Annotated in this window: 29 protein-coding genes, 1 tRNA gene and 2 pseudogenes; 14 read left to right on the top strand and 18 right to left on the bottom strand. The window is 35.3% G+C overall.

Annotation, left to right across the window (positions count from 1 at the left end):
• Positions 1–21: 21 nt before the first annotated feature.
• The 6 genes from ACIQXV_RS24795 to ACIQXV_RS24770 form a co-directional block, all read right to left on the bottom strand.
• Positions 22–2,325, bottom strand: a complete 2,304-nt coding sequence (locus tag ACIQXV_RS24795; RefSeq protein ID WP_402963420.1) for a UvrD-helicase domain-containing protein — start codon at positions 2,323–2,325, stop codon at positions 22–24.
• 613 nt (positions 2,326–2,938) lie between these two features.
• Positions 2,939–3,097, bottom strand: coding sequence for a hypothetical protein (locus ACIQXV_RS24790; RefSeq protein ID WP_402963417.1), 159 nt, complete (start codon positions 3,095–3,097; stop codon positions 2,939–2,941).
• 37 nt (positions 3,098–3,134) lie between these two features.
• Complete coding sequence (locus tag ACIQXV_RS24785; RefSeq protein ID WP_402963414.1) at positions 3,135–3,557, bottom strand: GNAT family N-acetyltransferase; 423 nt, start codon at positions 3,555–3,557, stop codon at positions 3,135–3,137.
• A gap of 6 nt (positions 3,558–3,563) precedes the next feature.
• Complete coding sequence (locus ACIQXV_RS24780) at positions 3,564–4,076, bottom strand: YjcG family protein (RefSeq protein ID WP_402963411.1); 513 nt, start codon at positions 4,074–4,076, stop codon at positions 3,564–3,566.
• A 128-nt stretch (positions 4,077–4,204) separates the two neighbouring features.
• Positions 4,205–4,927 (bottom strand): alpha/beta hydrolase, encoded by a 723-nt coding sequence (locus ACIQXV_RS24775; RefSeq protein ID WP_402963408.1) that lies wholly within the window; start codon positions 4,925–4,927, stop codon positions 4,205–4,207.
• Between the two features lie 105 nt (positions 4,928–5,032).
• The gene (locus tag ACIQXV_RS24770) at positions 5,033–5,257 is read right to left on the bottom strand and encodes a WYL domain-containing protein (RefSeq protein ID WP_402963405.1); all 225 of its coding nucleotides are present in this window, start codon (positions 5,255–5,257) and stop codon (positions 5,033–5,035) included.
• A 188-nt stretch (positions 5,258–5,445) separates the two neighbouring features.
• On the opposite strand from ACIQXV_RS24770, the gene ACIQXV_RS24765 reads away from it, so the two are divergent.
• A tRNA-Val gene (locus ACIQXV_RS24765) sits at positions 5,446–5,518 on the top strand.
• 106 nt (positions 5,519–5,624) lie between these two features.
• On the opposite strand, the gene ACIQXV_RS24760 is transcribed toward ACIQXV_RS24765, so the two are convergent.
• Together ACIQXV_RS24760 and ACIQXV_RS24755 are read right to left on the bottom strand one after the other, a co-directional pair.
• Entirely contained in the window at positions 5,625–6,755 is a 1,131-nt protein-coding gene (locus ACIQXV_RS24760; RefSeq protein ID WP_402963402.1) for a site-specific integrase, read from the bottom strand.
• Between the two features lie 308 nt (positions 6,756–7,063).
• Positions 7,064–8,299: pseudogene (locus tag ACIQXV_RS24755) on the bottom strand (IS110 family RNA-guided transposase).
• Between the two features lie 351 nt (positions 8,300–8,650).
• Here ACIQXV_RS24755 and ACIQXV_RS24750 point away from each other — a divergent pair.
• From ACIQXV_RS24750 to ACIQXV_RS24735, 4 genes are all read left to right on the top strand, one after another.
• On the top strand, positions 8,651–9,133 hold the full coding sequence (locus ACIQXV_RS24750; RefSeq protein WP_402963399.1) for a hypothetical protein: 483 nt from the start codon (positions 8,651–8,653) through the stop codon (positions 9,131–9,133).
• Between the two features lie 134 nt (positions 9,134–9,267).
• Positions 9,268–9,549 (top strand): DUF1871 family protein, encoded by a 282-nt coding sequence (locus ACIQXV_RS24745; protein ID WP_402963396.1) that lies wholly within the window; start codon positions 9,268–9,270, stop codon positions 9,547–9,549.
• Between the two features lie 283 nt (positions 9,550–9,832).
• Positions 9,833–10,306 carry a GNAT family N-acetyltransferase gene (locus ACIQXV_RS24740; RefSeq protein WP_402963393.1) on the top strand — a complete coding sequence of 158 codons (474 nt, stop codon included), beginning with the start codon at positions 9,833–9,835 and terminating at the stop codon, positions 10,304–10,306.
• Between the two features lie 314 nt (positions 10,307–10,620).
• On the top strand, positions 10,621–11,106 hold the full coding sequence (locus ACIQXV_RS24735) for a hypothetical protein (protein ID WP_402963390.1): 486 nt from the start codon (positions 10,621–10,623) through the stop codon (positions 11,104–11,106).
• Positions 11,107–11,214: 108 nt separating this feature from the next.
• Here ACIQXV_RS24735 and ACIQXV_RS24730 read toward each other — a convergent pair whose 3' ends face one another.
• Both ACIQXV_RS24730 and ACIQXV_RS24725 read right to left on the bottom strand, forming a co-directional pair.
• Positions 11,215–11,388 (bottom strand): hypothetical protein, encoded by a 174-nt coding sequence (locus ACIQXV_RS24730; RefSeq protein WP_402963387.1) that lies wholly within the window; start codon positions 11,386–11,388, stop codon positions 11,215–11,217.
• 92 nt (positions 11,389–11,480) lie between these two features.
• Positions 11,481–11,996 carry a YdhK family protein gene (locus tag ACIQXV_RS24725; protein ID WP_402963384.1) on the bottom strand — a complete coding sequence of 172 codons (516 nt, stop codon included), beginning with the start codon at positions 11,994–11,996 and terminating at the stop codon, positions 11,481–11,483.
• 580 nt (positions 11,997–12,576) lie between these two features.
• On the opposite strand from ACIQXV_RS24725, the gene ACIQXV_RS24720 reads away from it, so the two are divergent.
• Entirely contained in the window at positions 12,577–12,882 is a 306-nt protein-coding gene (locus ACIQXV_RS24720; RefSeq protein WP_402963382.1) for a magnetosome magnetite crystal formation protein family, read from the top strand.
• A gap of 427 nt (positions 12,883–13,309) precedes the next feature.
• Here ACIQXV_RS24720 and ACIQXV_RS24715 read toward each other — a convergent pair whose 3' ends face one another.
• The gene (locus ACIQXV_RS24715; RefSeq protein ID WP_335696737.1) at positions 13,310–13,708 is read right to left on the bottom strand and encodes a DoxX family protein; all 399 of its coding nucleotides are present in this window, start codon (positions 13,706–13,708) and stop codon (positions 13,310–13,312) included.
• An 80-nt stretch (positions 13,709–13,788) separates the two neighbouring features.
• The gene (locus tag ACIQXV_RS24710; RefSeq protein ID WP_402963379.1) at positions 13,789–14,646 is read right to left on the bottom strand and encodes a pirin family protein; all 858 of its coding nucleotides are present in this window, start codon (positions 14,644–14,646) and stop codon (positions 13,789–13,791) included.
• Positions 14,647–14,751: 105 nt separating this feature from the next.
• On the opposite strand from ACIQXV_RS24710, the gene ACIQXV_RS24705 reads away from it, so the two are divergent.
• From ACIQXV_RS24705 to ACIQXV_RS24695, 3 genes are all read left to right on the top strand, one after another.
• Positions 14,752–15,090, top strand: coding sequence for a winged helix-turn-helix transcriptional regulator (locus ACIQXV_RS24705; protein WP_402963377.1), 339 nt, complete (start codon positions 14,752–14,754; stop codon positions 15,088–15,090).
• Positions 15,091–15,294: 204 nt separating this feature from the next.
• Positions 15,295–15,771 carry an ankyrin repeat domain-containing protein gene (locus tag ACIQXV_RS24700; protein ID WP_402963375.1) on the top strand — a complete coding sequence of 159 codons (477 nt, stop codon included), beginning with the start codon at positions 15,295–15,297 and terminating at the stop codon, positions 15,769–15,771.
• A gap of 162 nt (positions 15,772–15,933) precedes the next feature.
• Positions 15,934–16,395 carry a GNAT family N-acetyltransferase gene (locus ACIQXV_RS24695; RefSeq protein WP_402963373.1) on the top strand — a complete coding sequence of 154 codons (462 nt, stop codon included), beginning with the start codon at positions 15,934–15,936 and terminating at the stop codon, positions 16,393–16,395.
• Between the two features lie 254 nt (positions 16,396–16,649).
• Here ACIQXV_RS24695 and ACIQXV_RS24690 read toward each other — a convergent pair whose 3' ends face one another.
• Positions 16,650–17,300: a polyadenylate binding domain-containing protein gene (locus ACIQXV_RS24690; RefSeq protein ID WP_402963371.1), complete on the bottom strand. Its 651-nt coding sequence runs from the start codon at positions 17,298–17,300 to the stop codon at positions 16,650–16,652.
• Between the two features lie 391 nt (positions 17,301–17,691).
• The gene (locus ACIQXV_RS24685; RefSeq protein WP_402963369.1) at positions 17,692–18,009 is read right to left on the bottom strand and encodes a hypothetical protein; all 318 of its coding nucleotides are present in this window, start codon (positions 18,007–18,009) and stop codon (positions 17,692–17,694) included.
• Between the two features lie 182 nt (positions 18,010–18,191).
• Here ACIQXV_RS24685 and ACIQXV_RS24680 point away from each other — a divergent pair, with 182 nt between their 5' ends.
• Complete coding sequence (locus tag ACIQXV_RS24680) at positions 18,192–18,557, top strand: YolD-like family protein (protein ID WP_402963611.1); 366 nt, start codon at positions 18,192–18,194, stop codon at positions 18,555–18,557.
• Positions 18,558–18,868: 311 nt separating this feature from the next.
• On the opposite strand, the gene ACIQXV_RS24675 is transcribed toward ACIQXV_RS24680, so the two are convergent.
• Positions 18,869–19,699, bottom strand: coding sequence for a hypothetical protein (locus ACIQXV_RS24675; RefSeq protein ID WP_402963366.1), 831 nt, complete (start codon positions 19,697–19,699; stop codon positions 18,869–18,871).
• Positions 19,700–19,976: 277 nt separating this feature from the next.
• On the opposite strand from ACIQXV_RS24675, the gene ACIQXV_RS24670 reads away from it, so the two are divergent.
• Positions 19,977–20,870: a DUF4839 domain-containing protein gene (locus ACIQXV_RS24670; RefSeq protein WP_402963363.1), complete on the top strand. Its 894-nt coding sequence runs from the start codon at positions 19,977–19,979 to the stop codon at positions 20,868–20,870.
• 197 nt (positions 20,871–21,067) lie between these two features.
• Here the strand turns inward: ACIQXV_RS24670 and ACIQXV_RS24665 are convergent, their stop codons facing one another.
• Positions 21,068–21,430: a hypothetical protein gene (locus tag ACIQXV_RS24665; protein ID WP_402963360.1), complete on the bottom strand. Its 363-nt coding sequence runs from the start codon at positions 21,428–21,430 to the stop codon at positions 21,068–21,070.
• A 526-nt stretch (positions 21,431–21,956) separates the two neighbouring features.
• Here ACIQXV_RS24665 and ACIQXV_RS24660 point away from each other — a divergent pair.
• Entirely contained in the window at positions 21,957–22,307 is a 351-nt protein-coding gene (locus tag ACIQXV_RS24660; RefSeq protein WP_402963357.1) for a hypothetical protein, read from the top strand.
• Between the two features lie 104 nt (positions 22,308–22,411).
• Here ACIQXV_RS24660 and ACIQXV_RS24655 read toward each other — a convergent pair.
• A pseudogene (locus ACIQXV_RS24655) lies at positions 22,412–22,549 on the bottom strand (tyrosine-type recombinase/integrase); the annotation flags it as partial.
• A 232-nt stretch (positions 22,550–22,781) separates the two neighbouring features.
• Positions 22,782–23,150, bottom strand: a complete 369-nt coding sequence (locus tag ACIQXV_RS24650) for a hypothetical protein (protein WP_402963354.1) — start codon at positions 23,148–23,150, stop codon at positions 22,782–22,784.
• Between the two features lie 250 nt (positions 23,151–23,400).
• Here ACIQXV_RS24650 and ACIQXV_RS24645 point away from each other — a divergent pair, with 250 nt between their 5' ends.
• Both ACIQXV_RS24645 and ACIQXV_RS24640 read left to right on the top strand, forming a co-directional pair.
• Positions 23,401–23,592: a hypothetical protein gene (locus tag ACIQXV_RS24645; protein ID WP_402963351.1), complete on the top strand. Its 192-nt coding sequence runs from the start codon at positions 23,401–23,403 to the stop codon at positions 23,590–23,592.
• Positions 23,593–23,681: 89 nt separating this feature from the next.
• The coding region (locus tag ACIQXV_RS24640) for a leucine-rich repeat protein (RefSeq protein WP_402963348.1) at positions 23,682–24,896 on the top strand (1,215 nt) is incomplete at its 3' end.

The following is a 24,896-nucleotide window of genomic DNA, read 5'->3' as shown; positions in this document are numbered from 1 at the left end:
AAAGAAGATCTGTTCCTAACTTTAGGAATCGGTCTTCTTCTTTTTATTAATGGGGGCTAAGAACCTTGAGCGGTTTGCCTTTTTTCCTCTTCTACTGCTCGGCACGGAAATAAAAAGCTTCTCCTTTGCACGAGTCATCGCAACGTAAAATAATCTTCTTTCTTCTTCGATTGCCGTAAAGTCGCCATTTCGATAAGCTTCCAGGGCAAAATCATGTGGCAAGCTGCCATCTACAGCACCGATCATATATACCGTTTTGTATTCAAGTCCTTTCGCCCGGTGGATGGTGCTAAGGCTAACAGCATCCGAAAAATGCTTGCTTAAATTCTTTATTTCCTTATTCATTGCTGACATATGCTCGGCATGTGCCAGCAATGCCTCGATTGTATCAAAGCTCTTTGCCGCCACTTTAAGATCCTTAAGGTCATCTGACCCTTTCTCAAGCTTACTTGACTCATTTCCTCGCTTCTTAAGAAAATCAAGAAAGCCAATGTCTTGTTCAACTTTTTCAAGGGCTGAAGCAGGTGACAAATGCTTTAGTCCACGAATGAGTGTTACCGCCTTTTTTAATTTTTTTTCTTGAAAGGCATGCGCTGTTTTCAAGTGTGAAAGGGCATCAAGAAAACTGCAGTCTTTGAGGATGCTTTCCGCTTTTAAATCTTTAAGGACCGTCTGTTTTAAAAATAATAACGGTAAAATATCTGCTAGTGCCTGCGGGTCATCTTCGTTCAAGCTGACCCTTAAAAACGAAAGGGCGCTTCGGACAATGTAGCGATCGTAAAAGCTTTCCGCATCTTGGTCAATTTTAAACGGGAGGTTCGAGCTGGCTAAGCGCTCAAACACCGCACGGGAGGCGGCATTAGTTCGATAAAGAATCGCAAAATCGGCAGGGTTCGCTCCCATAGATATTTGCTCCTGGATATCCGTAACAATCATCGTCGCTTCTTCTTCTTCATCATGTGGAAAACATAACAGTGGCAGCGTTCCGGAAGAAAATTGCGCCTTCATCTTCTTTGTTCTTCTCACTTTATTCGCGGCAATCATTTGATTGGCGGCACTCACAATTTCATGCGAGGATCGGTAATTTTGGTCTAAGGTAACCATTTTGGCATATGGAAAGTCGCTTTCAAACTTAAGCAAATAGGTTGGATCACTTCCCCTGAAAGAGTAGATCGCCTGATCATCGTCACCAACTGCACAAACATTTCGATGTTTTCCAGAAAGCAATTTGATGAGCTCATATTGTACCTTGTTTACATCTTGAAACTCATCAATTAAGAAATAATGAAAGTGATTCTGATATTGTTCGAGCAGTTCAGGTGATGTGCTCAAAAGCTGATAGCAGCCGATGAGCATGTCATCAAAATCAAACAATCCCTGTTGTTGTTTGTATTGTTCATATTTTTGATAAAGGAACTTTGCCTTTTCTTCCCATTCGTTTTCGGGCTTAACCTCATTCGGAAACAGAAGCGAGTTTTTCCAAAAGCCGATTTGCTGCAGTGCTAAATCATAGGCAAATTCTTTTTCAGAGAGGCTGAGCTCCTTACCGGCTTCCTTTAGGATTTTATCTCGCTGCCATTCTTTTTTCAGCAGTTTATTGGACGACCAATTCGCACCATCATGGAACATAAGAATACGATAAAAAATACTGTGAAACGTACCAGTAACGAGCCGATTGATTTTTTCCCGTTTCATATTTGGATAGGAAAGCAACCGGTTCTTCATTTCGGCAGCTGCTTTAGACGTAAAGGTAACAAGCATGATTTTACGTGGGTCGATTTGTTTAACTTCCAGCATAAAAGCTGTCCGTGCTGTTAATACCCTTGTTTTACCGCTTCCTGCACCAGCAAGAACTAGTAACGAACCCTCCGTTTCCATGACTGCTGCTGCCTGACTTTTATCAAGAATGGTTCCATTTTCAGCAAGCTCTTGTAAATAGGATGGAAAATCATTTTGAATTTCTCTGATTGTTTGTTTAAACGGAACGGCATATTCTATGTTTTTTGCAGGTTTGAAGAGTTCTAGGTCTTTAGAGGTTGCTGTAATGGTCCTTCCTTGCGGTATCTTAAATCCATTTCGCTCGATATAGTATTCGGTATCTTCCGTATTAACGCTTGGAGTAATTGGCTCCGCACATTGCTTTTCTGGAGAGTGAACGTGAAAAAAATAGGGATTCCTCTGTATACCAAGAAACAATCGCACCTTCTCATTGCAACCAGGGCAATGGAGTTCACCATTTTTTCCAGCGAGAAATATTTTTTGATATTGACCTCGAGCAAGTTTCTCCAGATCAATTGTTTGATTTTGATAGATAGCTGTTTTCATATATAAACCTCTATTTCTTTAAGTAAGACATGTTCTATCATAACAAAACCGGCTGGGAACGGAAAGGAGATTGTAAGTCAAAAGTAGAATTACCAAAAAAGCTTTTGAAATATACGGGGGTATTGGAGAATCCTGAAATCGCTGCAAAAGAGAGGGTAAAGCTTACTTCATCAATGGTATAGGAACACTTTATGGGGAAAAACCAGTGAGAAAGTATTCCAATCAAGGTTATAGGAACAGTACCTGGGGGAAAGCAGGGAAGAAAGTGTTCTAATCAAAGGTATAGAAACACTAATAACGGTTATAGGAGCCCGAAACGAAAGAAAAAGAGAGGGAATGGTCGCTTATAGAGGTTATAGGAGCCCGAAACGAAAGAAAAAGAGAGAGAAAGGTCGCTTATAGAGGTTATAGGAGCCCGTAACGATAGAAAAGGAGGGATAAAGGTCGCTTATAGAGGTTATAGGAGCCCGAAACGAAAGAAAAGGAGAGGGAATGGTCGCTTATAGAGGTTATAGGAGCCCGAAACGAAAGAAAAAGAGAGGGAATGGTCGCTTATAGAGGTTATAGGAGCCCTAAACGATAGAAAAAGAGAGAGAAAGGTCGCTAATAAAGGTTATAGAAGCCCGATCCAATAAAAAAAGCAAACAATCGGTATCCAATCGTGGTTATTGGAGCCGGAAACCAAGAAAAAATGGTAGCCAATTGGAATCGTTAGTACTGAAACAAGAAAATGACGAGTGCTAAATCCACTCATCATTTCCATGTTTTGCAACCGAAAACCTTCAATCCAGGCAAGTGCAAAATATACGTTACACTTCTTTAATCATCGTTTTATGGGGAATACCTGCATCCAAAAATTCCTCTGAGACAACTTCATAACCAAGGCCAGCATAGAAAGGAATGGCTTGAGTCTGGGCATTTAGCTTTAATTTGTGTAAACCTTGTGAATCAGCATAGCCTTCGATTGCTCTCATAATCGACTTGCCGGCGCCCGTCTTCCGTGCTTCCTCCATAACACAAATCCGTTCAACTTTCCCGTAACCATCAACGACACGGAATCTGCCAGCACCAACAGGCGTATCGTCTTGGTACATGACAAAATGTGTTGCTTCATCCTCGTATTGATCGATTTCCTCATCAAGCGGGACATTTTGCTCTTCGACGAAAACAATCTTTCTTACTGTAAAAGCATCATTTAGTTCTTTTTGATTTTCAACAATTTTAACGGTCACCTTAACCTATTCCTTTCCAAGACGAAATGTTTCATAAACGGTCCAAGAACCATTTTCTAATTGATAAAGCAGATGGAAGCGATCAATCGTTTCTTCATGATTTACTTTTGTCATCCGCAGTGAACCAAATACATCTGAGTGCTCATCGTTGGAAAGATTTTGACCAATCGTAATATGGGGCACGAAGGCATAATCCGAATTTTGTCTGCCAAATTCATGATTGATTTCAGAATGTAGGTTTGTAAGTTCTTCCGTTGGATCTATTTTAAAATAGATGACATTATTTACAGGCTGAAAAGAGCTGATTTTAGATGTTTTTAATGAGAATGGCTTTGTATCACTAGCAATTTGCCGTAATTTATCGGTAAAATCCTTTGCATCTTCTTCCGCTGCTTCAAAGGCATTTTTTAACGTTAGGTGTGGAGGAATAAGGGCATAATGCGGATCATAGCGTTTACGATAAGAATTCACTAAGTCTTGAAGCTTTTTTGATGGGAAAATAACTACACCAAATTTCATACGGTTACCTCCAATTAAATGAAATTATTTTTTCAGAAAAATAAGCTTTCTCATTATTATAGCAAATTTTCAAAATATATAAAATAACTTAGATAACTTGCTGAAAACTTATGCCAAAAGTCGTAAGTCTAAAATAACATTTTAAGCGCTCGTTTTAAATCCGGCTGCCAGTGGGTCCATGTATGATTCCCATTAAATTCTTCATAAAAATATGTAAAAGGTTTATCTACAATTAGTTTTGAGAGCTCCCGGTTGGGGCTAAGGAAATCACTTGTTTTTCCGTCTGTCGTTTTTACTTCTGTTTCTTGAGTACCAATTACATGATAAATTTCAACAAGCTGTGCTTCCTGAAAGTCATTGACCAATTTCAATACCTGTTCGTTAACAAAAGGCGACTGGAGCAATACCTTCCCAAAAGTATGCGGGTACTCAAGGGCAGTCATTAACGAAACTGTGGCACCTAAAGAATCGCCAATTAGCGCTCTTGTCGAGCCCATATGATAAGTAGGAAATTCTTTATCAAGAAAAGGAACTAATTCATGTGCAAGAAAGCGAATATATTGCTGATTTTGGTCACCATTTGGGTGGTATTTTCTCCGGCGGTCTTCCACATTCTTATAGGGTACCCCAACAATGATGATATTTTCAATTTCTCTTTCAAACAGAAACTCGTCTGCCAATCGTCCGATTCTGCCTAGTTGAAAATAATCCCGGCCATCCTGGGCGATTAACAGAGAGTATTTATATAGCGGTGAGAAGTTTGCGGGCAGATAGACAAGGAGCTGCATCTCCTCACCAAGTTCCAAGCTTTGAAAGGTAAGTTCTTTAATTGTGCCTTTTGGAAATTCCATTACGACAAATCCCCCTATATTCGAATAGTACAAGTGCATTTTATCATAAGTGTTGAGGAAAAGCTTTTGATAGTAGGTTGTATGTTAGTGGGGGTAGAGTGAGAATTAATGAAGATAGCGATGCTTGGAACGAGATTCAGGCATAATCGATAAAATGTTTTCCCGTTTGAAGGTGCGCATTTGTTTTCTGGTCAAACAATAGGCGCGAATGTAGTCATCATGCACTTCTTTTACAATGAGCTTACGCTGTGATATTTCTTGGTTCGCAGCAAGATAAATCATCTCTAACGGCATATGTTCTTCGATTGCCCGGAACAAAAGTCCATCCATGTGAAACACTCCTTTCTACTTTATAGAAATATTATAACCGAACATTAGTTCTTCATACAAGTAAAATAGGAATATATGTTCTCGTAATAAAGTGGATTCATTTAATGTATTATTAAAGTGGGAGAAATGATAAAAAGATATTGACATTCTTGAGAATTTTAATATAATTATATTTGTACTTAATAAGCGATCTGTTAGCTCAGTTGGGAGAGCGCAACCTTGACAGGGTTGAGGTCGGGGGTTCGAACCCCTCACAGGTCATCATTTTAAAAAGGCTAAAAGCTTTGATTTATCAAGGTTTTTAGCCTTTTTTTTTACCTAGGGTATTGTATGTGTTGTTTATATTTTGCCTATTGCTAACATTTTGCTAACAATCATTATTTAAAAAGTTTTCAAATGAGATTGCAGCGTTTGCATCCATAGCAGGAATAGAGTGAGCATAGAAATTAAGCGTTGTAGATGCCCGACTATGTCCTAAGCGGTCTGCGACGACTTTAATGTTTTCTCCATTTGTTAACATCAGGGTCGCGTGTGTATGCCTTATGCCATGAAAGGATATCCTTTTTACTCCTGCTTTTTTTGTTAATCGTTCCATTTGTCTTAGTAAATTTCTTGGATCCTTTCTTCCGCCTAATTCATCTGTAACAACTAAGTCCTCATCATTAAAAATTAATCCTAATCGTTTCTTTAAACTATCCTGTTGTTCTTTATGTGCTAATAACACGTTGATGACAAATGGGGAAATTGATATTTGTCTTCTTGAACTTTTAGTCTTAACTTCTTTAAGAATTAAACCATTATCTGTACAGGCAAGGGATCTACGAATATTAATCACCTGGGTCTTAAAATCAATATCCGTCCATTTTAAGCCTAGTACCTCACCTCTCCGTAAACCTGTATATATAGCGATAACAAAGGCTATATAAATTGATTCACTTTTGATACATTTTAAAAAGCGGCTAACCTCATCTTTTGTCCATGTAGCAATGTCACAATCTTTGATTGGAGGAGGAGATGCATTAATAACCGGATTGAAATTGATCATATTCCATATCTTTGCTTGCTCAAAAGCCTGCCTTAATAGATTATGCATTATACGAATATAAGCAGGGCCCAAGCCTTCATCCAGTTTTATATCATAGAAGTCATCAATATCTTTTGTAGTAATTTTGGAAATCGGTTTGTTACTAAAAATGTTATCTTCAATTAAATGCTTTTTAACAACATATTTCTTACTGTTATATGTTGTAATAGAAACTCTTTTTGCATAATGCCGGAAGAACCATTTCTCAAAGAAGGTAGAAAAAATTTCTTTTGAAGGTTCGAGATATCTATCTTCTTCGACTTTCATTAATAGCTTCCTTAATGATGAGTCAGCTTCCTTCTTTGTTCTAAAGCCCCCTTTAGACTTTTGTTTCCTTTTACCGGTTTTGGGATCCCGACCTATATCGACTACGTAGGTCCAGGTGTTTCCTCTTTTAAAAACGGTACCCTTCATAACAATCCTCCAATCATACGAATATGTTATTTTAGTTGAGCAGGTGGTCATATGGTCATTTTGGTCATTACCGTAATGATTTATAATTTTTTATGACTAATAAAAATAATATTAATGAAATGTCTTGAATTTAAGACCTTTAAAAATGATTGTGAATTGTTACACTTAAACTAAACCAGCTAATAGTTTGTCAATATTTTTCAATAAAAATTTAAAATATCTCATGCTATATTAAAAATGTGCATGCCAAATATCCTTCCGTTAGACTAATTTTGGAAGGATATGTGTTTTTTAGTTAGATATAGGTTTTAATCTATATCTTGGAAAGTTGTTTTATTCTTTAGAAGGGCAAATATCCAATGTAAGAGCTTATTTACACAGGCAATGACAGCTACTTTAAAGGGTTTTCCTTCTTCACGTTTCTTATCATAGAACTCTCGTAATTTCCTATTACGAGGAATGATCTCAACGCTTGTTTTGCTCTTGCGACAGTCACGTATAGCACATCGAACGGCCATATATAAGGCGTGACGAAACCTGCTGGATCCTCTTTTTGTGATTCTATTCTTAGTGGCTGTAAACTTACCAGATTCAAATACACTAGGATCAACTCCAGTGAAAGCTACCAGCTTTTTAGGATCAGTTAATCGATCTATCTCCCCAATTTCAGAAATGATTGTTGCAGCGATCTTTTCTCCGATACCAGGGATAGATTTGATAATATTCTATTCTTCTACTTCTTTTGCAAGGACATCTATCTCTGACTTTAACTTGGATAGGTGCTCTTTGTATTGAAGAATGATGTTTATATACATACCAAGACTCAATATATGACTCTGATACAAAGTCTTTTCAAACGGATTTCGGTTTGCGGCAGCTTTGAGTTGAATAGCTTTTTCATTAGCCCAACTGTATGAACGACTTTTACATAATTGAGCGATTTTGTCAGATATTGTTTCTACACTTACCTCTAATATATCTTCAGATGAGGGGAACTCTGAAAGAGTTAAGAGTGATACCACTGAATATAAGTCGCCAAAAACCCCTCTATATTCAGGAAAGACCTGGTCCAGAATGGCTTGAAATTGTAGCTTTGTTTGGATTAATACCCCAGTCATATTCTCGTGCTGTCTTGTTAGATTTCGAAGGTTTAAAAGTTGAATTCCTCGCTTTTTATATGGCTCTAGATCCTCTTTATAAAACAGTTCGCAAAGAAGGTAAGCATCAACCGCATCTGTCTTTACTTTTCGAAGACTTGAACTTTTAGCCTTATAAGAAATCAATGGATTAATAATAATCATTAAATATCCACGGTCCTCTAAGTATTGAACAACAGAGGAATGATAATGTCCTGTTGCCTCTAAAACGACAGGTGGTTTCTTACCTGTTTCTCTCTTAACTTCCTCAAGAAAACCTACAAGTAAACTAAGACCTTCTAGGGTATGAGAAACTTTAAAACTCTTACGATATGGTTTGCCTTTATCTAAAAATGCTTGAACCTGACTTTCCCCTTTTGAAATATCCAGACCAATGACTGGATTCATTTCTAAATCCTCCTCCTAAACTAGTAATTTGCCAGTACCCCTAATTCCTCCATGCAGTGTCACAGCTTCGCTTGTTATACGAGATCTAAGTCCCAACCAGCCTCAATCATGTTTCTACAAGTAGGGGGCGAACCGTTTAGCTGACGGGGTCAAAGCCCCACGGGCAGTTACGTTCTACCCTGGCTACTGTTATAATAAGACCAAATAAAAAATGGTCAACCAGGAATATTTAGCATTCTGGCTAACCTTATAATACGAACGGGGCAGTTTAGTTTAATAAGAATCGACTTTTATAATAAAAAATAAATTATAATTAGGATAACGTTTACGGATAGTAGGTGATGGTTTCTAATGCTTGATGGTGTAGGTCCAACGTTATTAGCCTATTCAGACTTGTTTCTTGTTCAGTGTCCTAAATGTAGGAGTTGTGCTAGAATTTTCACTCCAAATAAAGCAAAAGGTAAAGATAATCCTAGATATTTGGGACATGAATCAAAACGGTTGTTATGTGTCAAATGTGGCTACACCAAAGATATTCATCCGAAACGAAGATGGGATAATCTTTGGGCTTTTAGCCACGAATTATATGATGTGAAACAAGGAGTGGATTGGTACTTTGGCTTGCCATTGTATCTTCAAACTCAATGTTGCGGACATAAACTTTGGTTCTTTAATTATGAACATCTTTTCGATATAGAAAATTATATTAAAGAACGAGTGAGACCTTCTGGCTTATATTATTTAAGTGCTGAAAGTAGACTACCAAAGTGGATGAAACTTTCGAAACATAGAGGAGATGTCCTTAAAGCAATAACAAAATTAAAATGTCTTTAATGGAGGTCTCATGATCACCAATGGGTGCAAGAGTTAAAGAATGGGATAGCTGCAGCAATCCCTTTTTTATTGCACTAAAGTGGCAGTTTAGTGAAAGAAGGAATTAGAATATTGTTTCAAAGGAGAGGTTCATATTGTCAAATAAAGAACTAAAAGAGAAATACAATGAATTATTTAATTTAGTTAAAAAAAGTGTTAATTATTGGGATCCGATTGGTTTACTACCATCAGCCCCCGATGATGAATATGATATGGAGATAGGAAGGATTGTTGCTTTACTTGGTAAAGTTGACTCTATAAATACTCTTGCAGAAGGGATTGATGAAATCTTCACGAAAGCTTTTGACTGGAGTTTCACTAAAGAAGAGTGTTTACCTATTGCACAAAAAATATGGGAAGATGTTAGAAAGATATAATGTATTCTAATTCAGCCAACGGGTGCTCGAGTTTTATAAAGAGTTGCTGCGGCGATCCTTTTTCTTATTCTACTAACGGAGCAGTTTAGTTGAACAATCGTCATTAGCTTTTTTTCAACAATCGGGACATTTAACGGATTAAGGAAAAGTATTATTAATGGCAAAACAAAGTGGTTTGATCAGAGAATATTTTTGTTCATAAAACGGATTTAGTATTCTGAAAATTCATTGCAACAGGAACACACGTTTGTTAAAATGAAGTAAACGGCAAAGGGGGAGTTTGATGAGTAATATAATGCTTCGGAATGTAATTGAGGATGATCTTCCTATTTTTTTTAAGCATCAACAGAACCATGAAGCGAACCATATGGCAGCCTTTACGAGCAAAGACCCCAGTGATTGGGATGGCTTCACTACACACTGGAACAAAATTCTTAAGGATAAGGAAATTATAAAGCAGACGATTATTGTCGAAAAGAATGTGGTTGGGCATATTTCATGTTTCGAGCAGTTCGGAGAATCAGAAGTTAGCTATTGGATTGGAAAGGAATATTGGGGAAAAGGAATCGCAACAAAAGCTTTACGGGAATTTCTAAAGCACATTACAATTCGTCCCCTTTATGCTCGTGCCGCGAAAGACAATGTCGGATCTCTTAAGGTTCTAGAGAAATGTGGATTCATGATTACTGGTGAGGACAGTGGGTTTTCTAATGCACGTGGCGAAGATGTGGAGGAGTTTATTCTTACCCTCAATTAAAGAAATCTAAAAATAAAGTATGTATTACGTTATAGGGAGCAATTCTGCAGCAAGAATTGTGCTCTTTCTTTGGGGCAAATTGTTAAGGCTTATTGAGCTAAAGGGGCAGCATTCCTGTATTAAATGAACTTTAAAAGGATAAGTTTGTGAAGAATTACACTTAAACAAACGGATGCTAGAGTTGCATCTAAAGCTGTCATTTTGGCAGCTTTTCTTAATGACTTTTTTCATCACAACGTCAATAAAACGGATATTAAAATGAACTAGGAATAAACTAAAGAATGCAGAAAAAACTTATAATGAGGTGAAAGAAATTGGGGTTAGCTTGGAAGTTTTTGAATATTACTTTAGAACGCATTACTAATGTTAGGACTGGTGATGACCCAGGACCAGATTTAGAAATATACGGTGACCTGTATATAAGCAGAATGATGAACGACGGAACAAGAAAAATAATAGAAACATTCCGTATGTGGCATAGAAACTCTACCGATCGTATTGTTCTTAATGAAGGTGATAGTCTCTATGTTAATAACCAAAAAAAAATTGTAACTTTTAGTAACCAATTTATAGTATTGCACGGTACTTCAATGTATGAGCATGATACTTGGCCCAACCCTGATGATACTTTTACTGATGCGACCGAGTATTTAAGTTTTGAAAGTATTCATACCGATGACTACCATGTAAGTTTTATGGAGGATAGTACAACCAAGGAGCTTTTTTGGGCAATGTATAAGATAGAGGTACTTGATTCGGGGATTGGTCGCGTGCCCTCGGATATAGATAATCAATTGTAGTTAACGGAAGCAAGCCAACAAGCAAAACGAAGGAATTGATGCAGCAAATGAAAAAAGCATTGCAACGCATAAAAACTTTGACTTTGTTCATTCAAAGTCATTTGGTGTTTATTGGTTCATCTTTGCTAAAAATCCGCCAAGCAAATCATCTGTATCTTCTTCTTCCGCAAGATCCTCTGGTTCAGCTTGCTTCTCAGCTTCATTATGTTTAGAGTAGTCCCATTGAAAATCGTCTAAATCATCATCCTCAAAATTAAGTGGTTCAGGCTTTCGGATTTCCACTTTTGGTGAAATTTCAGTAGGCTCAGAAATTACCTGGTAAAGTCCTTCTGATACACCCCAACAAATCCGAATTGCTGGTGTTTTTCTGTTAATTATTTAGCTGAAAGTTCGTCTTCAGTTACCCATTTATGATTGGTTACTTTTTCTCCAGTTGTAGAAGTGTAATCAACCATATAGACAGTGGTTTGTTGGGCAGTATCAATTACTGCTATTGCACCTTTCATTCCCTTCATATGGTCTGCCTCTACAATCACTCCATCTCCAGGTTTATACGGTTTATCACCAGCATCCTTAATTTCTTCATGGATAATCCATTTATGATTTGTTACTCTTTTTCCACCAGTTGTTGGGTCATACGAGATCGAATAAACCGTAGTGTCGTACGTACCAACAATGGTTGATTCAGGACCGTTCATTCCTTCCATGTGGTCGGTATGAATGATTGCTTTACTTCCAACCTTAAATTTAGGATTTTCGGCTACCTTTAGACCTTCTGGAACCTTACCTGAATCTGAATGATTCATTTCTCCATGGTCCATACCTTCCATGCTTTCATGGTCTAATTTGTCTGTATCCTTTTTCTGCTCAGTTTTTTTACCGTTATTCATATTTGAATGGTCATTTTCCTTATCGCCATTAGAGCATGCTGCTAAAAATACAGCAAGCACTAAGGTTAAAAAGATGGAACCGCTAAAGCAATTCCATCCCTAGATAAAAACTCAAAATAAACTACTTATAGATCTGATCTAATTATGAACTTCCAACAAATTAGTTTAATCGTTTATTCCAATTACTTTGCCTTTCATAATAATTGGCGAATTATAATCAATTGATGTGAGTTGACGTATTATTTCTCTAAGTTGTTGTCTGCAAAATTCAATAGACACAAAGGTCTCAAAAACGCTCGTTTTTCAGACGGTTATTAACAAATCCTTATTGAAGTAAAGGGCAGTTTAGTTGAAGAAAAAATTTTTAACTTGTTCCACAATCGGGCCATATAGTGGAGTAATCTCAGTAGCTGGAAAATGTAAAAGAATAGTTCGCATACTGGAATTTTGATTTGGACTACGACCAAAGTCGTATAACGATTTAGTTCATAGCCTGATGTAATATTCTAACCAAAACTTTATAATGATTAATGAATAAAGGTTTGTTAAATATTACGATACAAAGAGGAGTAAATTTTAAATGGAAAATAAGGGATTCAAAATATTGATTCATGCTAGTACTTGGTTTGCACCTATACTAGTTCCCATTCTCACATATTTTATTATTTCAGATCGAGAAATTAAAAGCTTATCCTTACAGGCTTTGGTATTTCATATTGTGATTGGTATTTTAATCTCAGTGTCTGCTTTTTTTTCTTGGATATTAATCGGGATTCCATTCCTCATTATTTTTGGACTTATTGCTATAATAGCTCCGATTGTTGGAATTGTTAAAGCATTTAATGAGCGTCCTTTTCGATATCCTATTATTGGTTCATGGTTTTGATTAAATCTAAACGAATCTAATCGTTTTAATGATGATGAATAGTGGTATTTAAATCGCTTAATCTTCATAAACACCATGCCACCGTAATTCATGCGAATGTAAGCTCTGCACGGATACTTGAAAAGAATAGATATGAGGGTGCATTGCTTCAATAACGTTCTTCCATAAACGGGCACGATTGTGGAATAAGCGTCCCTTTTCTTATTTAACTGACGGGTGCTTAAGTTTAAAAGGGTTTGCTGCGGCAGCCCTTTTTTCTTGTTCCACTAACGGAGCAGGTTAATTGAATAAAGAATGTCGTTGCCTGTCCCATACAAAGACCCCTTTAACCATTATAGAAATACTTAATGATGTTTCACAACAAACGCTCAGAATTAGCTTCTGAGCGTTTGATTCCTTGATTCCAAATTATTTGTTAAAAATGGATTTAATTTAAAATACCATCGAGTGAATATTGTCCTGCCCCCGTTAGAGCTACACCAATTGCTACAACTAATACAGCAAGACAGTATTCATATCCACCCTTTGTAATCCAGTAACCATTTGGTCCGTGAACTTTTAAAATCCCTACTACCATTGTTCCAGCAATCACAATGCCTGCAAGTGGGGTAAGTAACCCTAACGCAAACATAGCTCCACCTATTAATTCCGATAGCCCAGCGAGTAACGCCATTGTTACCCCTGGTCTTATTCCTAATTTTTCAAAATGCTCCCCAGTTACTTTTAAACCGCCGCCTCCACCAAAGCCGAATAACTTTTGGGCTCCGTGAGCTATGAATGACAATCCAATTACTAAGCGTATTAACAATAAACCAAACCCTATCATCTTTTTGCTCCTTTAATTTTCTTTATTTAATTTGTTCGTTGTTGAGTTAATCAAATTCATTCAACTATTTCCGTAAATCTTTAATCTACTGGAGTTTCGAATTTACCCTCCTGATAATCCCGATAAGCCTGTCGAATTTCTTCTTCTGAATTCATTACCAAAGGTCCATATGCTACAACAGGTTCTCTGAGAGGTTCACCTGCAAAAAGAACAAGACGTGATTTTACGTTTGCAGAAATGTGAATACTGCTCCTAAACCCATCATTTGCGGAACCTAACCACATTGCTTGCCCTTTTCTCGCCTCAACTTTATTTTCACCAAATGATCCACTTCCTTCTAATACATAAATATAGCCATTATAGGTACCAGGAAGGTCTTGACTAATGGATGCTCCTTCTTCCAACACCATTTCTACAAACGTGACAGGTGCGTAATTCAGGGTGTTCGATACAATATCTCCAGACGAACCTGAATATACTCGAATTAAGGCACCGTTCTCTTGATGAACAGGCATATCTTTTGCATGCATATTTTGATAACGGGGTTTTACCATTTTATATTTACGAGGTAGATTAACCCAAAGCTGAAGAAGATGAACTGTTTCACCGTCAAGTGGTGATTCATTATGGATCACTCCTCTACCAGCAGTCATAAATTGAAGGTCCCCTTTTTCTAGGATTCCACCCGCCCCCGTAGCATTGTCATAATGATTAAGCCTTCCGTCAATGATAAATGTTAAGGTCTCTATACCACGATGAGGATGCTCACTAAATGCTCCTTTTTGAAATTTATCTTCCATTAGTAATAAGAACGGATCATAGTCTACCCAGTTGCCAGGTGCAAGGATAGGACTTGCGGTATGAATATTGCTTATTTTTTGTTCGGTTACTGTCCATACTTTTTTTATTTCACGACGTTTAATATTTTCGGTATTCATATTAATTGCCCCCTTTTCATGATCATAATAAACCATTAAAATCAATTATATAAGTATGCACTTTGAAGATATATAGTATGTAAAAAGATACTATTGGAGGTAAAGATGAAAATAAAACCTGAATTTTGTAAAGTACACGATGCTCTTTCCATCTTGGTTGGGAAATGGAAGCCTATCATCTTATTGTATCTAATGTCGGAAGGCACAATGAGATATGGAGAATTAAAAAAAGCACTTGTAGGCATTACTCCCAAAATGCTAACAAATCAATTACGTGAACTAGAGGAGGAGGGGCTCATAAGTCGAGAGGTATATCGTGAAGTCCCACCTAAAGTGGAATATTCTATAACTGAGTATGGAATGACATTGAAACCGATTTTAGATTCAATGCACGAATGGAGTATGGAACATAAAAAGAGAAAATTGAAAAATACAATTGATTAACATTTCCTTCCTTGTGATTATGAAGACATAAATACATTTTCTGAATATAGTTCATCAACTAACGGGTGCGTTACTTGAAGATCCAGCTACCATAAATGGTGGCTTTTTTGTTATTCAACTTTAATGTCGGTTAGTGGATGAAGGAAAATAATATGAGTAAGTAGAAATTATTATTTATCTAATTTTGGAAGGAAGAATGTAACAGTGCCAAGTGAAAAAGCAGATATTTTTGTATTAGCAAGGTTTGGGGATTTTGAAAAATTTAAAAACCATTTCAATTTAGACGATATCCATAAAAAAGAATATGGTCACAGCTTATTACACCAATCAATAGCAGGTCGGCAATTCGAGATATCGTTGTTCTTAATAGATAATGGCATCGATATAAATATGACGGATGAAGACGGTTTTACTTCGTTACACTACATTGCAATATATCCTAATCTGACTGTTGCTAAAGAAATTCTTAATCGAGGCGGAGATATTAATATTAGGAATAAATATGGAAATAGTGCGTTAATGACAGCTATTGTTGAATGTAAAGGAAGGTATTATGATTTGGTAGAACTTTTTTTGCAGTATAATCCCGATACAACACTAAAAAACAATACAGGTCTGACTCCAATAGAATTGGCTAAAAAGCGGGGATATGAAAAATTGATTAATATGTTAGAGAAATAATTTTCATTAACTGGTGCAAGAGTTTAAGATCAAGCTGCCTTTTTTGGTGGCTTTTCTTATTGAAGTAACGGGCAGTTTAGTTTAACAAGGATTTTTCAACATTTTTATAGAATATACCTTTAATACCAATGCTTTTATCTAATGATATGGAGAGGAATTCTTATGAATATAAGATTTGCTGAAGTAAAAGACATTAAGCAATTAACAAGAATGAGATGGGATTTTTCAATTGAACATGATGAAAGTAAAAAAAACGAATCATTCGGTGATTTTGAAAAAGAATGCCAAACTTTTTTAGAGAACGCTCTTAATAGAAACCAATGGTTTATTTGGATTGCGGAGGATAACGGAAAAATTGTTTCGCATATATTCATAGAATTAATACAAAAGGTGCCTCGCCCTGGTAGGATAACATATCCATTTGCTTATATGACCAACGTATATACAGTTCCAGAGTATAGAAATAAGGGGGTAGGAAGTAAATTACTAAACTCAATAAATAAGTGGATTAAAGAAAACAATTATGAATTTGTTATTGTATGGCCAAGTGATGATTCAATTAATTATTATAAGAAAAATGGTTACGTTCATTGTACAGAACCTATGGAATTTTTCCCTTCATAAAGTAATGGGAGCATTAATCCAAGAAGGCTTAATGCTCTTTTTTGTTGAAGTTTCTTCTTGAGCTAACGGGGCAGGTTAGCTTAACAAGGGCACACAAAAAATCTAATGATAAAAAATCATTATGATAAACTTTAATTTATATAACTAAAGGCACTAATCGGAGGATTTAAGTATGTTTGACTAAATTAGAAGGACGTTCAATTTTGAACGCCCATTTTTTAACGATGGATTTTTTAACGATGGTTTAAATTTGATTAAAACCTTTGGGCAGTAAAGGTATTTCTGCTTTCAGGACCCCAATTTTCTCCCCTAAAACCTGTTCTTCCTTCTAAATTAACAAAGCAGGGTAGTACCGTATATTGAACACTAGGTGTAGCGTTTATGTTAAATGTTATTAAAAATCTTGTTTTTGAATTACCAACTGGAGTAATTCTTGCCATGTTAGGTCTAAGGCTATTGGTAGGGAGAAGATTCATATTACCTCTTTCAACTGTTGCAATGTCGGATGGTCTATCTAAATTATTTCTAATCCAATAATTTGATACATTGGTTGCAGATGCTAAATCAGTTGGACGGTCATAAGTTATTTCAATTTGATTAGGGGCTGTTTGTCTTGCTAAGGTAAGAACAGGGTGTGGAACCATTTGCGGATCTCCAAACATTTGTCCATCATTTGGCATCATTTGTCCTGAATACATTTGAGATGGCATTCCAGTATAGGGCATCATTTGTCCTGAATACATTTGAGATGGCATACTAGTATAGGGCATCATTTGTCCTGAATACATTTGAGATGGCATACCAGTATAGGGCATTTGTCCTGAATACATTTGAGATGGCATACCAGTATAGGGCATCATTTGTCCTGAATACATTTGAGATGGTGCATAAGTGTAGGACATCATTTATTTTTTTCCTCCTTGGAATAATGAGTTACCTGACTATAATTAATGTATGAACGAAATTAAAAGATGTTAAAGATTACTATATATAACACATATAGAAATTTACTATGGGTGCTACCCCTTATTAGAGTTCAACAAATGAGAGACAGATTTGAAGGAGTTTGTGAAGGAATATACTTAAAGTAACGGGTGCTTGAGCGAAAAAAGGTTAGGTTGCTACGGCATCCTTTTTCTTATTGGCTCTAACGATTCAGTTTAATAAGAAGCATAAAATAAACCTCATTTCTGAGGTTTATGGCTTAAAATTCAATAATCCCAAGAATTTGCTTGTTTTGCCTTGAAATTTAAAGAAATGTGGTTGGTTCTCATTGTCAAAAATCAATAAATATGGCTATTCTTGAACAGGAAAAATAATCATTACTTCATCTACAAGGTCATTGAACCATTGATTTTTAACCGTAACATTAGGTTCTAAAGGGATTTTTATCACAAACCCATTATTAGGATATGGGTTCAATTTCACGTAAACCCCTGTTATTCCTTCAAGAAATTTCTCTACTTCTTGTTGTAAATCAGGGCTTTTTTGAACATTTTTTATAACTTTACCTTTTTTTATATCGATAATTTGTATTTGATGATTAGTTTGAGCCATAGCATTGGTTGTATATAGTATAAAAATACAAAAGCTTATTAAAACCTTTTTAATCACTCTAATCACCTCAAAGGTATTTTCCCCAATAATTAAGGTGGTATTAAAATGTCGATTAGGTAGCATAAATTTTGAGTTTGTGAATAATTGTACTTAAACAAACGGGTGCTTTTGTTTAATAAGATAACTAAAGACTGTAGAGAAAGTGGTCTTTTATTTTACTATAAACAGAACTTTTGTTCGTGTATAATATTATCGAGGTGATTATTATGGCGATTCGCGACCGAGGTAAAATCAAATGGGCTGCGGCATATCTCCAACCCGAACAAGCAAAGATGCAGCGGGATTTTTGGCTCGATACTGAACGGAGAAGGAAGTCTATCATTGACGAACATGAGAGAGAGGAATTCGACCTGCGTATAATTTACTCGATGGAATATAACCATTCCGTAAAGCTGAAGGTATGGGATGACGGATTTACTTACGATATTAATGGTCGAGTTCATTACGTAGATCCAATTACGCATGAGCTACGCATTGAGGTGAAGCCTGGAGAATTTGAGAGGGTGGTCTTCGATAGTGTGGTAGGAGTGAAGGTGATGGATTAAGGGGGCATCATGCATAGCGTCAGCCTTAAGCGGGTAGGCGTTATTATTTTTTATTGATCTAAAGGGTGATTTAATTGAGTAAGGATCACAGAAATTATCAAACCTTTTTATTAGAGGATGATTCAATTGAAAATAGAAAAAGCGTGTTTTGATCAATTGATTTTTAAAACACGCTTTTTCTATTTACTCTTTTATCAAGGTTTATTAAATTAATTTAATCAAACTTTATTCCAAGGTTACATTAAGAAATGACTGTTGCAGTAATTTACTAAAAGTCCCTTGTAGCTTACTACGTAACAAAAAAGGCTAAGTTAAAATGTACCTTTAATTTTCCAAACGGTATTTTGATGCGAGACATATTTTCCACCAAGTTCTACTCCTCCAAAAAGGGAGGGAAAGGTAGCTTCTGATTTAATAAAATCATCAATGCCAAAATCATTATTATATTCCATTGCTAATTGAAATTCTTTTAACCCATAATTCATACGATCATTAGTTAGCTGTTGCCATGAAATCTCGTTATGAAACCAACTTAACTTTTCAGGAAGGGATGGTTCTTTGCCTTCTAGGGTTGCTTTATAAAGAATATTAGTTGATTCGGTTTTGGTACTATTTATATTTGACTTAGTTGATGATACTCCAATATCCACTTTTATATTAAAGGATGATTCTCTTTTTAAGCCACTTAAGTATTCTACCTCGATTTCTTTGGCTCCAAGGCTAGACAATAAATTGATCAGCTCAAAGTATTTCGTTTCTAAAGTTAATGGATGAAAATTTGCTGCTGGATAATAAACTCCAATTAATAGAGGATGAGCTATATATAATATATTTTTTTGGGGATGGCCAATTGGTAATGTAATTTCGTGGGCATCGTCAATTAACATCGGTTTTATTTTATAGTCGAACCATTCTCTTTTTACAGCATCCCACTCATCAGTTCCGCCGTTTCTATATGCCAAACCGAAAGGTGTTTTAGTCGCTTTTTCTACTATATCTCTATAGAGACGATCATAGCGGTCTACAAATGTAATATACTGTCTTTCTCCATATGCTAGACTATTCAATAATGGAACCATATTTGGATTTTTTTCTTTTACTCTACATTCCATTTCATCGTAAATAAAAGTATCACTCATCATAATTTCTCCTAATTTTTTATTTTAATTTCTCCTAATTATTCTAAACACGAATTACTATCCTCTGTCTTAAAAACATAATTCGCTTATATTTAAAACTTTATTGCAATCCAGCGCTTCTGTCTACTAATTGTAATTTTAGAAGGTATTAGGAAATAGCTCTAGATTGTCAGTAAAAAAACAAATCAATGTGTTATGATAGTTTTGAATTTGTTTGTATTATTCAGAGTAATAGAAAAGGAAATATATTTAAGTTTATACATAATTTAAGGGGGGCATTATGAGAAAAATTTTATTATTCCTATGTCTAATGGTTGCACTTATTAGCATTTCAGCATGTTCTGCTGAAAAAGATACAAATATGCTAAAAGTAAGCAAATCTTCAGATGAAATAGTTGGAGAAAATTATCAAACGGTCATTTCGCAATTGAAAAAAACAGGATTTACCAATATTAAGACTAAGGTACTGGACGATTTAATTACTGGTTGGCTGACAAAGGATGGAGAAATTGAACAAGTAGAGATTAATGGAGATACTGAGTTTAGTGCAAATGATAGTTTCAAAAAAAATTCCAAAATAGTCATTACATATCACACATTTTCAAAAGAAGAGAAAAGGGACACCAAATCTACTGATGAAAAGAAAAGGGACACCCAATCTACTGATGAAAAGAAAAAGGATACCAAATCTACTGATGAAAAGAAAAAGGACACCAAATCTACTGATGAAAAGAGTTCTAAGACAGTTAAACAATCAATCAATGATACATCTGCGAAAAGCAATCAGGAAATATTAACGGTAAAAAATAATGAAGCTCTTGCAGCTGTTTTGGCAGTCAAGGATGAAAACGATCCAATTATCGGTGAATTTGCAAAAAAATATGCTGGTAGAACCATTGAATTTGATGGAAATATAGCACATATTATGAAATATAAGGATTATAAAACGAGATATGACATTTTAATTTCTGCTGGTGATTATAGTGAAACAACTTTAAGCGGACCTAGGTTCAAATTCAAAAATGTCAGTATCTTTGATTTAAAGTTTACTGGTTCTGAAATACCAGAAAATATTGGAATGGGACAAAATCTTCATATTACTGCTGAAGTTAAAGAATACAATGAAACTGATGGACTTTTCTTTCTTAATCCAATTTCTACCGAAATAAGATAAAAGTTATTGAAGGGTGCAAGAGTTGAACATTTGTTGGCCATTCCTGGTCAGTGTTTTTTTCTAAAGAGTGCATTACTGGAGCAACGGTAATGCTTTTTTTTATTCAAGTAACGGGAGCTTTAGTTGAATTATGCGGCGAGTTTTCTTGTTATTCATACCCACTACAGCGTAAAAAGACATTTTTTTTGATTGGATGGCTAATCTAAAAACTTGCTGAGATCAACCTCTGTTACACCGTACGAACACGGACCCGGATTAATTTCTTCTATACACATAAAGAATGCATCTACATATTCTTCAGGTATCCAATATTTTATCTGCGGGCGTTTTTCGTAAGTAACCCTGTCAACTTCCCACGTAGTGGTAGTTTCATTATTAAATACTCCTCTTAACCCTCCATATTTTTTCTTGTGTACCATTTTGCGATGTTCGTGCCTGATCGATTGGTCTTTCTTAGCGTCTTCTAACGTGTAAACATCGTTTATTAATGATTCATTAATATCACCTTCATAGACTTGAACCTGTCCCACAAGATTGACATACCAAGTATATTGTTTCATTTATTATCCTCTCTTTACATCTTAATCAAAAAATCCTTTTCTCCCTAATTATATTCTAACTTACACTTTCCGATTCCTTTACATTCGCTATATTAGTCCTTATTTCACTTTTCTGTTATTCAGCAAAAAGGTGCAAGAGTCAAAGAAATGGACGCTACTGCTGCCCTTTTTCTTATTCCACTAACGAAGCAGGTTAATTCAATAAGAAGGAGAAACCTATTTGAATCTCGAATTAATCTATTAAAATAGGAAGAAATACCTACCAGGGATTTTAGATAAAAAGGATAAATTGTAAACAATGGGAGAGAAAAATGGATAGAGTACCCTGGAGTTCATTGTATTAATTTCAACGGGAATCATTGATTTACTAGTATCTAGGAAGATTCAGTCTGAAAAGACAAAGATCAGATTTAGAATGATTTTATTGGGGAAATCTATTGTCATTTACTTGGTTTTATGGTTACTAGGGTAATACTACTAAAAACTAAGTAGATTAGGAAGATGTTAAAAGCCAAGGAGAAAAATAATGAAAAGTAAATTTAAAAAGAATTTTAGAATCGTGCTTGTAATGTTGGTTTTATTACTTTTAACAGTTATGGTATCAACTGCTCCTTCTGAAGAACAATTCGAAAGTTGGACTTTACAAAAGTTAGATATTAAATGTGAGAAATCAAACTACGGGTGTGTAAAAGACGGTAAGAAAATTATATCTGGGTCAGGAATGTTTGGAGAAAGGATTATTTATAATATTTTTGAAAGAGAACGCAACCTTGAAAACGGCACAATTATAACTATTAAGGCTGTTGGCATATTTGGAAACTGCTATGAAATGAAGGATGGATGGTTATGGGGGTTTTTATCGTTCAGCGTTTTATAACAGATATACATTGTTCTACCTTCATCATTTGTGAATAAATGTACTTAAACTAACGGGTGCAATAGTGAAAAGGCAGCGGAAATCCGTTGCCTTTTTCCATCTAATTAATATTTTCTATAAAATACTTTTCTAATGTTTCCACTTAACTGAGCATAAATCCTAGTTGTTTCGCTTTTTTCGTGTCCTAGTAAACGTTGAATAACATCAATAGGAGCTCCATTGTTCAATAGGTGTGTGGGATATATTAGAGGAATTATTGCCTTGATTATAGAAACGGAAACGTTAGAAAGGTATTGAAGTAACTGGGGCAGTATAGTGCAACAAAGAGATAGCGTCAAACTTTAAAGAGTTGCTCAATAAAAAAGAGAGGCATAACCTCTCGAAATACCTGCTTTATTGTTTAAAAACTGTTCTCTAAACTTTCATTGATGGTTATCTTTTTCGCAATAATTATTTAATTAATCTAATATTACTTTAGGTTCCCTTTTTTATTTTATCGTATAATGAATCTTTCTCTGTAATTTCGCCGAAATAAATTAAATCCCTCTTTGCTTCTTCCCATTCTTCCTCGGTGTATTGATAATATGTTTTTCTGGCATCATCACAAGTTTTTCCATTTACATTTACTCCCCACCAAGTATATGGATTTTCACATTTCTCAATAAATTCATATGCTTCTTCTCTTTCTCTTTCTTTCTTTTCCGCAACCAACTCTTTTGAACAGCGGGATATATACATTAAAAAAAATACAAACATAATACTTAGAATTAAATATTTTAGGACTTTTCCTAAAAAAGTGACTGTTGTTTGCCAATTCCCCTTCTTTTTCAATTTCAATTTCAATGTTGTTCCCCCTATGATGTATAGCTTTATTTATTATTCTATCATTAAGGAGATAATGTTGGCGGCCTTTTTCTTGTTGTACTAACGGAAGGAGTTGTTTTTGCAAGGACATTATTTATCAACTAAAAGGACTTTCCTTGAAGAGATGACTGCTAATTAATATAACTAAATTCTTCTGAAATAAGTAAAAATATTACAAAATATGATATTGTTATACAAAGATAGAAAAAATACTATGAGGGTTATTGAATTGAAAAAGTATTTATTAGGTTTATTTGCTTTATTTTTAATTTTTAGTTTAGTTGCTTGTTCATCTGAAAGTTCAAATACCTCAAAAGAAGAGGATAATAATGCGGAAAAGAGTTCTGAGGACAAAGCAAAGGAGGAAGCAGAAGCTAAAGCGAAAACAAAGGCAGAAGCAGAAGCCAAAGTGAAGCAGTAGTAGATATTACAATATTTAGAAATACTAGATTAATATATAATATATAATAAGATAATTAACACTTACGGGGTGAAAAGGAGCAAAGGAATATGCAAAAAATAGTAAAAGACAAGAGGATATTATGGTTTTTGACAATTGTAATGACCTCAATCAGTGTATTATCGTTAAGTCTATCCGCATCCGCAGCAGACTTTCAAAGAAGTGAACATACCTTTCAGTATGTATTAAATGGGGATGGAATTGAGATTACAGGTTATGAAGGACCAGGCGGAGTTGTAAAAATCCCAGATGAAATCGAAGGACAACAAGTAACTAGTATCGGACGAAGTGCTTTTGCAAGTAAACAATTGTCGGAAGTATCCCTTCCAACAGGTTTAAAGAGTATTGGAGATTATGCGTTTCAGTTTAATCAATTAACTGAAGTAGAATTTCCAGAAGGTTTGTCTAGTATCGATTACGATGCTTTTAGATATAATAAATTAACCAAAATCGCAATCCCAGAGGGCATAACGCAGATCTCTGGTGGGGCATTTGCTTTTAATCAATTAACCGAAGTTGATTTACCAGCAGGTATAACGAGTATCGGAACAGAAGCTTTTGTTTTTAATAATTTAACAAAAATGAACTTCCCTGAGAGTTTAATTGAAATCGGACAAGGAGCCTTTTTCCGTAATCAATTATCTGAGATTTTTTTGACAAAGAATATAAAGAAGATAGGAGCTCATGCATTTGAAGGTAATAATTTAAGTGAAGTCACGATTACACCGAATGTTACTTATATTGGAGTAGATGCGTTTAAATCTAACGCTGTAAGTGATAATGAATTTATTATCTTTGGAGTAGCAGGTTCTAGAGCTGAAAGTTATGCTAATACTTTCAATCATACCTTTAAATCGATTGGAGAAATAATCGAAGAAACTACAACCGAAGAAATCCCATATACCACGGAAGAAGTCTTTGATGCAGAACTAGACCAAGGGGTAACAGTGATTGACCAAGTGGGTGAAGTTGGTCAGAAGGTAATCACATATGAAGTAACCTACATTAATGGTGAAGAAGTTAACCGTGAAATAAAATCAGAAGAAGTCACGAAGTCTCCAGTAAATGAAATTGTTCGTATTGGAACGAAAGTGACAGAAGTTAAAGAAGAAACTTCAACCGAAGAAATTCCATTTACCACGGAAGAAGTCTTTGATGCAGAACTAGACCAAGGGGTAACAGTGATTGACCAAGTGGGTGAAGTTGGTCAGAAGGTAATCAAATATGAAGTAACCTACATTAATGGTGAAGAAGTTAACCGTGAA

The sequence above is a fragment of the Neobacillus sp. NPDC097160 genome (genome assembly GCF_044762155.1).
Classification (GTDB): Bacteria; Bacillota; Bacilli; order Bacillales; family Cytobacillaceae; genus Neobacillus.
Note: the sequence above shows the minus strand (reverse complement) of the source record. Positions and strands in the feature narration are given on the sequence as shown.